Here is a 12,634-nt window from a genome sequence, read left to right as displayed (position 1 = left end):
CATTGGACCGGGCCCTCGCCAGGCGCACAATGCGGTCTTCCCGGCCCAGCCTTCGGCTGACCCGAAGGCGCCGGATCAGCAATGAGGCACGACATGCGGATGGACATCGCCGACCTGCGCCTGTTCCTGGCAATCGCCGAAGCCGGCAGCATCACCGCCGGCGCGGCACAGGCAAACCTGGCATTGGGTTCAGCCAGCGAGCGCCTGCGCACGATCGAAGCCGATGCCGGCACCGCGCTGTTGCACCGGCACCCACGCGGCGTCAGCCTGACCGAGGCCGGCGCCGCCCTCGCCCACCACGCACGCCTGATCCTGCAGCAGCAGGCACAGCTGCGTGGCGAACTACAAGCGTTCGCGCAGGGTGCGCGCGGCACCCTGCACCTGTATGCCAACACCGCCGCGCTGACCAACTACCTGCCCTCGCGGCTCGCGCCGTGGCTGGCCGAACGCCCACGCCTGCATGTGGAACTGCTGGAGCGCACCAGCCCCGAGGTCGTGCGTGCGATCAATGCGGGCCAGGCCGAGGCCGGCATCATCAGTGATGCGGTCGACGCTGCCGGCCTGCAGCAGCATGTGGTCGCCGAAGATCCCCTGGTGATGCTGCTGCCGGCCGACCACCGCTTCGCGACCCGGCGCAGCCTGGCTTTTGCCGAGGCTGCCGGAGAGACCTTCGTTGCCCTGGCCGATGGCAATGCACTGCAGACCTACATCGAGGACCAGGCGCGCGACATCGGGCGCCGCCTGGATGTACGCATCCGCATGAAGACCTTCGAAGGCGTGTGCATCATGGTCGGCCACGGCATCGGCGTCGGCATCGTGCCGCGGACCATCGCGCGCCAGCATCGGCGCAGCACGCACACCGTCGCCGTACCGCTCGCCAATGCGTGGGCGCAACGACGCCTGTGCGCGTGCTTTGCCGAGTGGACACGACTGTCACCGGCGATGCGCAGCCTGCTGCATCACCTGGGCGTGCAGCCCCAGAAAAAAGTGTGAAATGTTGTTGACACATCTTCTGTCGCTCCCCATAATTCATCTCCTGAGTCGCCCAGGTGGCGGAATTGGTAGACGCACTAGTTTCAGGTACTAGCGGGTAAAACCGTGGAGGTTCGAGTCCTCTCCTGGGCACCACGACTCAAGATGATCAAACCCGCGAAAGCGGGTTTTTTCGTTTCCGGGGTCTGGGAATTCACGCCCCGAGATCCACCCATGCGTGGCGTGGATCCACCAAAAGAAAAACCCCGCCTTGCGGCGGGGTTTCTGCGTTTCAACAGCAATGAACGGTCAGTGCCCGCCACCGGCGGCAGCACCTGCACCCGCGCCGAACGGCGGCTTGGCCAGCCACAGGAACGTGATGATCGCCAGGAAGATCCAGCCCAGCAGGAAGAAGATGTCGTTGAAGCCCATCTGCGATGCCTGGTGGTTGATCATGTTGTTCAGTACCGCTGCACCGTGTTGCAGGTCGCCCTGCCCCATCGCCGTCACCTGGTCCTGCATGCCGGGCTGATAGGCCGAGATGTGCTCGGTCAGGTCGGCATGGTGCACCTGGGTACGCCGCGCCCACAGCCACGTCGTCAGTGACGCCGCGAAGCTGCCACCCAGCGTACGCAGGAACGTGGCCAGGCCGGAGCCCGCCGCGATCTCGCGCCCATCCAGGTCCGACAGCAGGATCTGCAGCACCGGCATGAAGAACAGCGCGACGCCGATGCCCATGATCAGCTGCACGCCGGCCACGTGCATGTAGTCCACCTGCAGGTTGAAGTTCGAACGCAGGAAGCTGGTCATCGACAGCACGATGAAGGCGACCGTGGCCAGCATGCGCATGTCGAAGCGCGATGCGTACTTGCCGACGAATGGCGTCATGATCACCGGCAGGATGCCGATCGGCGCGGTCGCCAGGCCTGCCCAGATCGCGGTGTAGCCCATGTCACGCTGCAGCCACTGCGGGATCAGCAGCGCCACGCTGAAGAACGCCGCGTAGGCCACCACCATCGCCAGCGTGCCGGCGCGGAAGTTGCGGTGCCGGAACAGCTTCAGGTCGACGATCGGATCCTTGTCGGTCAGCTCCCAGATCAGGAACACCGTCAGCGTCACCACCGCCACGCAGGCCAGCACCACGATCTTCATCGACGAGAACCAGTCCTCGTCGTTGCCCAGGTCGAGCACCAGCTGCAGGGCACCGACACCGATCACCAGGGTGACCAGGCCGACGTAGTCCATCTTCGGCTTCTCGATCTGCTCCGGGCGTCCCTTCAGCTGGTTGCCCACCACCAGCGCGGCGAAGATGCCCAGTGGCACGTTGATCAGGAAGATCCATTCCCAGCTGTAGTTGTCGGTGATCCAACCACCGAGGATCGGACCGCAGATGGGCGCCACCACCGTGATCATCGCCAGCAGCGCCAATGCCTGTCCGCGTTTCTCGCGCGGATAGATCGAGACCAGCAGCGACTGCGTGATCGGGTACATCGGGCCGGCCACGAAACCCTGCAGCGCACGCGACAGCACCAGCATGCCCATGCTCTGCGCCAGGCCGCACAGCAGCGAGGTGATGACGAAGGCCAGCGTGGCCCAGACGAACAGCTTGCGCTCCCCGAAGCGACGGCTGAGCCAGCCGGTCAGCGGCAGCGCGATGGCCGTGCTGACCGCGAACGAAGTGATGACCCAGGTCGCCTGCTGCGAGCTGGCGCCGAGATTACCGGCGATGGTCGGCAGTGAAACGTTGGCGATGGTGGTGTCGAGCACCTGCATGAACGACGCCATCGCCAGGCCCACGGTGCACAGGGCGACGCTGGGTGGCAGGAACCCGGAGGCCGCACCCGGCGCCGCCGGTGCACCCGGAGCGCCGGGTGCGGCTGGAGCTTGTGCGGACATGGCGACCTCAGCCCACCTTTGCCTGTTGCTGCGGCAGGTTACCCTGGATGATCGTGTGGATCACCTCATCGGCATCATGCAGCTGCTTGGCATATACGTCGGTGTCGAACACGGTGCCCTTGGCCGGGGTGCTCGGCAGTACTTCACCCTTCTGGTCGCGCAGGCTCACTTCGGCCTTCATCGACAGGCCGATGCGCAGCGGGTGTTCGGCCAGCTGCTTGGCATCGATGGCGATGCGCACCGGCACGCGCTGCACGATCTTGATCCAGTTGCCGCTGGCGTTCTGCGCCGGCAACAGCGAGAACGCCGAGCCGGTACCCAGGCCCAGGCTCTGGATGCGGCCCTTGTACTTCACGTCACCGGCATACAGGTCCGACTTCAGCTCCACTTCCTGGCCCAGGCGCATATGGCGCAGCTGGGTTTCCTTGAAGTTGGCCTCGACCCACATCTGCTCGGTCGGCACCACGGCCATCAGGGCATTGCCCGGCTGCACACGCTGGCCCACCTGCACCGAACGACGGGCAACGTAGCCGGTGACCGGCGCGACGATGCCGGCGCGGGCGTTGTTGAGGAACGCCTGGCGCAGCTGCGCGGCGGCGGCCTGCACGTCCGGCTGGGTGGCGATCACGGTGTCGTCGACCAGCGCGCGGTTGCGCTCGACGGTCTCGCGCGAACCGGCCACGGCCGCTTCGGCCGCCGCCAGCTCGTCGCGGGCGTGGGCCAGTTCTTCGTTGGAAATGGCGCCAGTGGCGGCCAGATCCTTGCGGCGGGCGAAGTCCTCGCGCACGCGCTTCAGGGTCACCTGGCGGGCGTTCAGGTCCGCCTGCGCGCCTTCCACGCTGCGGTACAGGCCACGGGTCTGGCGCACGGTCTTGGCCAGGTTGGCTTCGGCCTGCTGCAGCGCCACCGAAGTGTCGGACGGGTCCAGCTGCACCAGCAGCTGGCCGCGCTCCACGCGCATGCCGTCATCGGCATTGATGGCGACCACGGTACCGGCCACCAGCGGGGTGATCTGCACCTGGTTGCCCTGCACGTAGGCATCGTCGGTCTCTTCGAACCAACGGCCGAACATGAAGTACCACAGCGCCAGGGCGGCAAGCAGCAGCACGACGATCACGAACAGGCCGCGCAGCAGGTTGCCGCGGCGGTTGGGGGCGGCCGGGGCCGCGGTGTCTTGGGTCTGGCTCATGGCGGGCGTCTTCAGGAATGCGAGGAATCGGAATGGGAGGCGATCGGTGCGCGGTCGGTGTCGGCGGGCTGCAAACCACCGCCCAGCGCCTTGCTCAGGCGCACCGAGGTCTGCACCTGCTGCGACTGCAGGCCGGCCAGCTGCTGCTGCGACTGCAGCAGGGTGGACTGCGCGGTCAGCACGTCCAGGTAGCTGCCGATGCCGGCGCGGTAGCGCTGCTGGGCCAGGTCGAAGGCCGAGCGTGCGGTGTCCACTGCCTGCTGCTGCGCGTGCGCCTGCTGCGCCAGCGAGCGCACCGCGTTGACCTGGTCGGCGACGTCGCGCAGTGCATCGAGCACGGCCTGGTTGTAGTTGGCCACCGCCAGGTCGTACTGCGCGTCGGTGTTGGCCAGGTTGGCGCGCAGCTTGCCGCCTTCGAAGATCGGCAGGCTCAACGCCGGGCCGATGTAGGCGAAGGTCGAGCTGCTCTTCAGCAGGTCACCCACGTTCGGGGCGACCACGCCGGCCAGCGCGGTCAGGTTGAAGCTCGGGTAGAACTTGGTCTTGGCGACCTTGATCTGCTTGTCGGCCGCTTCCACGCGCCAGCGCGCAGCCACGATGTCGGGGCGACGGCCGAGCAGTTCGCTGGGCAGTACGCCCGGCAGCTGCAGTGCCATCGGGTTCAACGGCTGCGGGCGCTGGATCGACAGGCCACGGTCCGGCCCCTTGCCGACCAGTGCAGCCAGCGCGGTGCGGGCGGCGTCGATGCGCTGCTGCGCGGCCAGCACCTGCTGCTGCGCGGCCGGCACGCGGGCCTCGGCCTGGCGCACCTGCAGATCGCTGTCGATGCCGGCGCTGCGGCGCTGGCGGGTCAGCTGCAGCGATTTCTGCGAGCGGGTCAGTTCTTCCTCGGCCACGTCGTTGAGCTGCCACGCGTAGGCCAGGTCGGCATAGGCCTGGGCAATGCCGGTGGACAGGTTCAGGCGTGCGGCCTGGGCTTCAACGGTGGCGGCATGCGCGCCATCCACCGCCGCTTCCCAGGCGGCGCGCTTGCCGCCCCACAGGTCCACGCCGTAGCTGAAATCGAAGGCGACCTGGCTGCTGCCGCCATAGCGGCCGCCCATCTCGCTGCCGACCATCGACTCGGGCAGGCGCAGGCCGGTGTAGCCGCCGGACACCGACAGGCTGGGCAGCTCGTCGGCGCGCGCGGTACCGACCTGGGCCTGGGCCTGGCGCAGGCGCGCGTCGGCGGCGTCCAGGCTCGGGTGGCCGGCCAGGCCCTCGGCGACCAGTGCGTCCAGCTGCGCATCGCCCAGTGCCTTCCACCAGTCCTGCGCCGGGAAGCCGGCGGCGCTCAGGTCGGTGTCAGCCAGGGTGCGTTCGCTGTGCAGGCTGTCCACGTCAAGCACGTGGCCCTGCGGGTTGAGGCCACGACTGCTGGCGCAGGCGGCCAGGGCCAGCGCCAGCGCTGACACCAGCAGCGCGCGCCCGGACCGGCGGAGAGTGGAATGCGGGATCGGGTTCATGGGGTCGTCAGTGAATCGCGGATTCGGGTAAGGAGGGACAGCAGCAGCGTGCGCTCGTCGGCGGAAAGATCACGCAGCGCGTAATCCATCACCGCGTCGCCGCGCAGCTTCAGCCGCGCCCACAACGCACGGCCTTCGTCGGTCAGCACGATCTGCAGTGCCCGCCGGTCCTGCGCATGCGCCTCGCGGCGGACGCAGCCCAGCGCCTCCAGCTTGTCCAGCAGGCGGGTGACCGCGCTGGGCACCTGGTCGATGGCCTGGGCCAGTTCGTTGGCGGTGCAGGGCGCCATGTGGGAAAGCACCTTCAACCCGATGTAATGGGTGAAGCCGATTCCCAGATCTTCTTCCGCCATGGACGCGTCGAGTTGGCGCACCAGGCCGTCGCGCACCTGGCGCAGCAGCAGGCCGAAGCTGGGGGGAGTGGTTGCAGGACAGATCATGGGGGAGCATTCTCTTCCAAAAAAAATATTTCTCAATGGAAATATTCGATCTGGCATCGAATGCTGTGTTGCAGCAGCGGGCTCGATCAGTGAAGGCGCCTACCTTAATGATCTGGTCAGGTGGCCCGGTAGTACAATCCAGCCAATGGATGTCACATTTCAGCCAGCGGACATGATGAACAAGGCAGAAATTCAGGTTCCCAAACGCCTACTCAGAGATGAGGCACTGGACTGGTTCGAGCGCAACGACGGCCCGCCGGTCATCGCCTTCCGCTTCGACAGCCAGCAGGGCCTGGCCCGCGAGGTCGACTGGCACCACCACCAGCGTGCCCAGTTGATCTGCGTCGAACGCGGCCTGCTGACCACCCGCACCTCGCATGGCACGTGGTCGCTGGCGCCGGGCTCGGCCGGCTGGATGCCGCCGCTGGAACCGCACACCGTCACCCTCGACGGCCCGTTGCGCGGCTGGGGCATGGCACTGGCTGCACCGGCCTGCGCCACCCTGCCCGCCGACCCCTGCGTGCTGGGCCTGTCCAAGCTGGCGCAGGCGCTGGCCGACCGCATCTGCGAATGGCCGCTCGGCCATGACACCACGCCCGAGCGCCAGCACATCATCGACGTGCTGCTGGACGAGATCCGCACCGCGCCGCGGCAGCGCATGCACCTGCCGATGCCGCACGACCGGCGCCTGCTGAAGATCGCCTCGCAGTTGCTGGCCGACCCCTCCGACGAACGCAGCCTGGCCGAATGGGCGCATTGGGCCGGTCTGTCACCGCGCAGCCTGACCCGTCACTTCCGCGACGAGACCACGCTCAGCTTCGCCCAGTGGCGGCAGCAGGCGCGCCTGTCAGAGGCCCTGCGCCAGCTGACCGACGGCCGCAGCGTGGCCGACATCGCCCACGCGCTGGGCTTCAGCAGCGCCAGCGCGTTCGTTACCGTGTTCCGCCGCCACTTCGGGCTGCCGCCCGGTCGCTACCTGGCACGGGCCGGGCACGGCCTGGAAACCGGGCTGGACCCTGCGCGCGGCTTGGCATCCCCCGCCGCATCCGGATAATCACAGGATTGCGAGCGGCGACCGCCGTCGCCGCCTCCCGACAACAGGTAACAACGCCGCATGACCGAACTTGCCCGCCCCGTGTTCCACGGATTCGAACAACTGCCGCTGCGCGAGTACGCCGAACGCGCCTACCTCGACTACTCGATGTATGTGGTCCTGGACCGCGCCCTGCCGTTCATCGGCGACGGCCTGAAGCCGGTGCAGCGCCGCATCATCTATTCGATGAGCGAGCTGGGCCTGAATGCCGCGTCCAAACCGAAGAAGTCCGCGCGCACCGTCGGTGACGTCATCGGTAAGTACCACCCGCACGGCGACAGCGCGTGCTACGAGGCCCTGGTGCTGATGGCACAGCCGTTCTCGTACCGCTATCCGCTGATCGAGGGCCAGGGCAACTTCGGCTCCAGCGACGACCCGAAGTCGTTCGCGGCGATGCGTTACACCGAATCCAAGCTGACCCCGATCGCCGAAGTGCTGCTGGGCGAACTGGGCCAGGGCACCACCGACTGGGCACCGAACTTCGACGGCACCCTGCAGGAGCCGACCTGGATGCCGGCACGGCTGCCGCACCTGCTGCTCAACGGCACCACCGGCATCGCCGTGGGCATGGCCACCGACGTGCCGCCGCACAATCTCAACGAGATCGTCAGCGCACTGCTGCACCTGCTGGACAACCCCGATGCCAGCGTGCGCGACCTGTGCGAGCACGTGCAGGGCCCGGACTATCCGTCCAGCGCCGAGATCATCACCTCGGCCAACGACCTGCGGAACATCTACGAGACCGGCAACGGCAGCGTGCGTGCACGTGCGACCTTCACCAAGGAGGCCAGCAACATCGTGGTGACGGCGCTGCCGTTCCAGGTGTCGCCGTCGAAGGTGATCGAGCAGATCGCCGCGCAGATGCGCGCCAAGAAGCTGCCGTGGCTGGAAGACATCCGCGACGAATCCGACCACGCCAACCCGGTGCGCGTGGTGCTGGTGCCACGTTCCAACCGCGTCGACGCGGACCAGCTGATGGGCCACCTGTTCGCGACCACGGACCTGGAGCGCAGCTACCGCGTCAACCTCAACGTGATCGGGCTGGACGGCCGTCCGCAGGTGAAGAACCTGAAGATGCTGCTCAGCGAATGGCTGACCTTCCGCAGCAACACCGTCACCCGCCGCCTGCAGCACCGCCTGCAGAAGGTCGAGCGCCGCCTGCACCTGCTGGAAGGCCTGCTGGTCGCCTTCCTCAACCTGGACGAGGTGATCCACATCATCCGTACCGAGGACGAACCGAAGGCGGCGCTGATCGCGCGCTTCGGCCTGTCCGAGGAACAGGCCGAGTACATCCTGGAAACCAAGCTGAAGCAGCTGGCCCGCCTGGAAGAGATGAAGATCCGTGGCGAGCAGGACGAGCTGGCCAAGGAGCGCGAGAAGATCCTCGGCATCCTCGACAGCAAGGCCAAGCTGAAGAAGCTGATCCGCGACGAACTGACCGCCGACGCCAGGAAGTTCGGCGACGCACGCCGCTCGCCGCTGGTGCAGCGCCAGGCCGCGCAGGCCATCGACGAGACCGAGCTGGTGCCGAGCGAGCCGATGACCGTGGTGCTGTCGGAGAAGGGCTGGATCCGAGCGGCCAAGGGCCACGACGTCGATGCGTCCGCCCTGTCCTACCGCGACGGCGACGCCCTGCAGGGCGCAGTGCGTGCGCGCAGCACCCAGCAGGTCGCGTTCCTCGACAGCGAAGGCCGCGCCTACTCGACGCCGGTGCATACCCTGCCCTCCGCGCGTGGCAATGGCGAACCGCTGACCGGCCGCTTCTCGCCGGCTCCCGGTACCAGCTTCGTGACCTTGGCCAGTGCCGAGCCGGATGCCCGCTTCGTGCTGGCCTCCAGTCATGGCTATGGCTTCGTCACCCGCTTCGAGAACCTGATCGGCCGCAACAAGGCCGGCAAGGCGATGCTGAACCTGTCGTCCGGCTCGTCGGTGCTCACCCCGTCGATGGTCGCCAACGTGGCCACCGACCGCATCGTGGCGGTGACCAGCTCCGGCAACCTGCTGGCGATCGCCGCCAACGACCTGCCGGAACTGGACAAGGGCAAGGGCAACAAGATCATCGAGATCCCGAAGGCCAAGCTCGCCACCGAACGCGTGGTCGCCATCGTGGCGATCAGTCCGGGGCAGACCCTGCAGGTGCGCAGCGGCCAGCGCACCATGGGCCTGAAGTTCAACGAGCTCGACGCCTACCTCGGCGCCCGTGCCACCCGCGGCCACCTGCTGCCGCGCGGCTGGCAGAAGGTGGAAGGGCTGTCGGTGGAATAAGAGGTACGGGGGTCGGATCCCTTTCCATGGGAAAGGGCTCTGACCCCAGGCACGAAAAAGCCGGGGAATGCCCCGGCTTTTTCGTTGTCGGCTGGCGGGCGGTGGAGCGGCTGGCGGGCGAAGGCTGGCTGGCGGTGCTCCGGTGCTGGCGGGCGACAGAACGCTGTGCTGCTGGTAGAGCCGACCGCTGGTCGGCTGCTTTCTGCAGAGCAGCCGACCAGCGGTCGGCTCTACCGGAAGGCAGCCGAGCATTGGCTCGGCTCTACAAAAAACGATGCCCGCTCAGTGCGCCGGGGCGCCGTTGCCGTCGATCTTGCTCAGCTGGTACAGCTCCAGGCCGATGCGCTTGATCAGGCCCAGCTGCTGCTCCAGCCACCAGGCGTGGTCTTCCTCGGTGTCCTTCAGCTGCGCCAGCAGGATGTCGCGGCTCACGTAATCGCCCTTCTCCTCGCACAGCTTCATGCCGGCGGCGAGATTGTTCCGAACGGCGTATTCAGTATCGAGATCCTTCTGCAGCATCTCCTCCACGGTCTTGCCCGGCTCGGTGGCATGCGGGCGCATGTCCGGGTCGCCACCCAGGAACAGGATCCGGCGCAGCAGCGCATCGGCATGCTGGGTTTCCTCTTCCATCTCGTGGTTCAGGCGTTCGTACAGCGCGAACAGGCCCTGGTCCTCGTAGCGGCGGGAATGGATGAAGTACTGGTCGCGCGCAGCAAGCTCGCCGCGCAGCAGTTCCTTCAGGCAGGCGATGACGTCCGGGTTGCCTTTCATGGGGGGCTCCTGTGAATCGATGCGGCATAGGGTGCCGCATTTCAAAATACGGTGATCTAATCGGAATCAGTCGCAGTTGCGCCTGCGGCTACAATCGGCCCACGAGTTCGGAAAGGACGTGCGATGCGACGTACATGGCGTTGGGTGCTGGGCGTGTTGATCGCCATCGTGCTGGTCACCGCACTGGTGCTGTGGCTGCTGCTGCGCGGCAGCCTGGCCGACCTGGACGGCGAGCATGCGCTGCCGGGGCTGGCCAAGCCGGTCACCATCGAGCGCGATGGGCTGGGCGTGGTCACCATCACTGCCGGCAGCCAGGCCGACGCGATGCGTGCGCTCGGCCGCGTACACGCGCAGGAACGTTATTTCGAGATGGACCTGATGCGCCGCAGTGCCGCTGGCGAGCTGTCGGCGCTGTTCGGGCCGAAGGCCATCGACGCCGACAAGCGCATGCGCGTGCATCGGCTGCGTGCACGCACCGAGGCGAATCTGCAGGCCGCACTGGGCGACAACGGCACGGCCGTGCGCGCCTACGTAGATGGCGTCAACGAGGGCCTGGCCGATCTCTCCGTGCGCCCGTGGGCCTACCTGCTGCTGCGGCAATCACCACAACCGTGGCAGGCCAGCGACAGCGTGCTGACCGGGCTGGCCATGTATGCCGACCTGCAGGACCCCGGCAACCAGACCGAGCTTGCGCTCAGCCGCATCCGCGCAGTGGTGCCGCCGGCGCTGTACGCGCTGATCGCCCATGACGGCACCGAATGGGATGCGCCGCTGTTTGGCGAACCCACCGGCAACGCCGCCCTGCCCGATGCCAGCCAGCTGGACCTGCGCACATTGAAGGGAAAAACGGGCACTGAGCAGGAAGAGGGCGACGTCATCGGCAGCAACAACTTCGCGGTGGCCGGCGCGCTTACCGCCGACGGCCGCGCCATCGTTGCCGACGACATGCACCTGGGCCTGCGTGCACCCGGCCTGTGGTTCCGCGTGCGCCTGCGCTACCCCGACCCGCAGGCCGCCGGCGGCCAGGTCGATGTCACCGGCTTCTCCCTGCCGGGCCTGCCGGCGGTGATCGTCGGCAGCAACGGGCACGTCGCCTGGGGCTTCACCAACAGCTACATCGACACGGCGGACTATCGCACGGAACCGGCCAACGCCGCCGTGACCGTGCACGAAGAGCGCATCGCCGTGGCCGGCCAGGCCGACGTGCTGTTCGCGGTGCGCGAAACCGACTGGGGGCCGATCCTGCATACCCATGCCGATGGCAGTGGCGACGCCCTGCGCTGGGTCGCACACCTGCCCGGTGCCGTACGCCTGGATTTCGCTGACCTGGCCCGCGCCGGTGACCTCGACGGTGCACTGCACTTCGCCGACCGTGCCGGCATCCCCGCACAGAACCTGGTGGTCGGTGATCGCAGCGGGCGCATTGCCTGGCGCCTGATCGGCGCTCGCCCGGACCGCGGCCCCGGCTGTGCACCGGCCGGCTTCAATGCCGCCAGCAACCAGGGCTGCGCGCCGTGGCCGATCCGCAGCGATGCCTCGCCGGCATTGATCGATCCCCCCAACCATCGCCTGTGGACCGCCAATGGACGCGTCCTCGACGGCGAGGCACTCGCCAGCGTCGGCAACGGCGGCTATGACCTGGGTGCGCGGGCGCGGCAGATCCGCGACCTGCTGGCGATCCAGGAGCGCTTCGACGAGCACGACCTTCTGGCGATCCAGCTCGACGACCGCGCGGTGTTCCTGCAGCGCTGGTGGGCTCTGCTGCACGACGTCATCGAACGCAGTGACGACCCTGCGCTGAAGCGTTTGAAGGAGGCCAGCCATCAATGGGGCGGGCGCGCCTCGGCCAGTTCGGTCAGCTACCGGGTGGTGCGTGAATTCCGCACGCAGGTCATGGCCACGCTGTCCGATGCACTGCTGGCCCCGGCCAACGCGCAGCTGGGCGATGCCTACCTGGACCCACGCCTGGCACAGCTGGAAGGCGTGGCCTGGCCGATGCTGGAACAGCGCCCGGCCAACCTGCTGCCACCGGCCTTCGACAGCTGGGATGCGCTGCTGATCGACGCCGCCCGCCGTACCGAGGGTGAGCTGGCCAAGCAGGGGCCGCTGGCCAAGCGCAGCTGGGGTGAACGCAATACCGCGGCGATCTGCCACCCCATCGCACGGGCGCTGCCGGACATCGCCAAGCGCTGGCTGTGCATGCCCGCCGACCGCCTGCCCGGCGACCGGGACATGCCGCGCGTGCAGACGCCGAACTTCGGCGCCTCCGAGCGCATGGTGGTCTCGCCCGGCCACGAGGCCGACGGCATCGTGCACATGCCCGGCGGCCAGAGCGGCCATCCGCTGTCACCGTACTGGGGTGCCGGCCACGAGGACTGGGTGCATGGGCGCCCGACACCGTTCCTGCCGGGCAAGACGCAGCACGTGATGACACTGGTGCCAGCGCGGTAGTGCCGGCCGCTGGCCGGCATCCATGCAGGTGTGTCCAGCATCATCAGGTTGC

The 12,634-nt window shown here is 67.7% G+C and carries 9 protein-coding genes and 1 tRNA gene; 5 read left to right on the top strand and 5 right to left on the bottom strand.

Going from position 1 to position 12,634, the window contains the following annotated elements:
- Positions 1–93 precede the first annotated feature (93 nt).
- The gene (locus AC5P98_RS02975; RefSeq protein WP_049405483.1) at positions 94–993 is read left to right on the top strand and encodes a LysR family transcriptional regulator; all 900 of its coding nucleotides are present in this window, start codon (positions 94–96) and stop codon (positions 991–993) included.
- 50 nt (positions 994–1,043) lie between these two features.
- Positions 1,044–1,128, top strand: a tRNA-Leu gene (locus AC5P98_RS02970).
- 153 nt (positions 1,129–1,281) lie between these two features.
- Here AC5P98_RS02970 and emrB read toward each other — a convergent pair.
- The 4 genes from emrB to emrR are packed head-to-tail and all read right to left on the bottom strand — an operon-like array spanning position 1,282 to position 6,002.
- Positions 1,282–2,868 (bottom strand): multidrug efflux MFS transporter permease subunit EmrB, encoded by a 1,587-nt coding sequence (gene emrB / locus AC5P98_RS02965; protein ID WP_005408769.1) that lies wholly within the window; start codon positions 2,866–2,868, stop codon positions 1,282–1,284.
- A gap of 7 nt (positions 2,869–2,875) precedes the next feature.
- A complete protein-coding gene (gene emrA, locus AC5P98_RS02960) occupies positions 2,876–4,057 on the bottom strand; it encodes a multidrug efflux MFS transporter periplasmic adaptor subunit EmrA (RefSeq protein WP_032956867.1) in 1,182 nt (393 codons plus the stop codon).
- An 11-nt stretch (positions 4,058–4,068) separates the two neighbouring features.
- Complete coding sequence (gene emrC, locus AC5P98_RS02955) at positions 4,069–5,562, bottom strand: multidrug efflux transporter outer membrane subunit EmrC (protein WP_014646522.1); 1,494 nt, start codon at positions 5,560–5,562, stop codon at positions 4,069–4,071.
- Complete coding sequence (gene emrR / locus AC5P98_RS02950; RefSeq protein WP_014646521.1) at positions 5,559–6,002, bottom strand: multidrug efflux system transcriptional regulator EmrR; 444 nt, start codon at positions 6,000–6,002, stop codon at positions 5,559–5,561. The genes emrC and emrR overlap by 4 nt, the downstream gene beginning before the upstream one ends.
- A 172-nt stretch (positions 6,003–6,174) precedes the next feature.
- Between emrR and AC5P98_RS02945 the strand changes: the two genes are divergently transcribed.
- Together AC5P98_RS02945 and parC are read left to right on the top strand one after the other, a co-directional pair.
- Positions 6,175–7,056, top strand: a complete 882-nt coding sequence (locus tag AC5P98_RS02945; RefSeq protein ID WP_046429737.1) for a helix-turn-helix domain-containing protein — start codon at positions 6,175–6,177, stop codon at positions 7,054–7,056.
- A 60-nt stretch (positions 7,057–7,116) separates the two neighbouring features.
- The gene (gene parC, locus AC5P98_RS02940; protein WP_049403834.1) at positions 7,117–9,360 is read left to right on the top strand and encodes a DNA topoisomerase IV subunit A; all 2,244 of its coding nucleotides are present in this window, start codon (positions 7,117–7,119) and stop codon (positions 9,358–9,360) included.
- A 282-nt stretch (positions 9,361–9,642) separates the two neighbouring features.
- Here parC and bfr read toward each other — a convergent pair whose 3' ends face one another.
- Positions 9,643–10,131: a bacterioferritin gene (gene bfr / locus AC5P98_RS02935; RefSeq protein WP_005408763.1), complete on the bottom strand. Its 489-nt coding sequence runs from the start codon at positions 10,129–10,131 to the stop codon at positions 9,643–9,645.
- Positions 10,132–10,254: 123 nt separating this feature from the next.
- Here bfr and AC5P98_RS02930 point away from each other — a divergent pair, with 123 nt between their 5' ends.
- The gene (locus AC5P98_RS02930; protein ID WP_046429734.1) at positions 10,255–12,582 is read left to right on the top strand and encodes a penicillin acylase family protein; all 2,328 of its coding nucleotides are present in this window, start codon (positions 10,255–10,257) and stop codon (positions 12,580–12,582) included.
- The last annotated feature ends 52 nt before the right edge of the window (positions 12,583–12,634 follow it).

Source organism: Stenotrophomonas sp. YJH_SMC_135, assembly GCF_059372355.1.
The sequence above is the reverse complement of the archived record's forward strand: the minus strand, read 5'-3'. Positions and strand labels throughout refer to the sequence as shown.